Below are 376 nucleotides of genomic sequence, written 5' to 3' on the forward strand. Positions count from 1 at the left end.
TATTTGGTAACAACGGTTATAATAGTTTGTAAAATGAGCTTTATATCTAATAATAAACTTTGTTGTTTGATATAGGTTTTGTTGTAGCGAAGTTTATCAGGCATAATGGTATGTATAAAATACTGCTCTGGGTTATCGGCGGCCTCTAAAAGTTCTACTTCATTGCGGTATTTTAATGACGCGAGCCCCGTAATACCTGGGCGAACAGCAAAAATTTTCATATCATCTTCACTATAGAAATTAACATAATACCGTAATTCTGGTCGTGGCCCTACAAAACTCATATCGCCTTTTAAAATATTGAATAACTGCGGAAATTCGTCTAATTTATAGCGCCTTAAAATATAGCCTACTTTGGTTATTCTAGTATCATTAT

The 376-nt window shown here is 33.5% G+C and carries 1 protein-coding gene; it reads right to left on the reverse strand.

The window, feature by feature from the left end:
* On the reverse strand, positions 1-376 hold a 376-nt coding region (locus tag FUA24_RS01070; protein ID WP_148539680.1), incomplete at both ends, for a sugar transferase.

The sequence above is a fragment of the Seonamhaeicola marinus genome, from assembly GCF_008085455.1.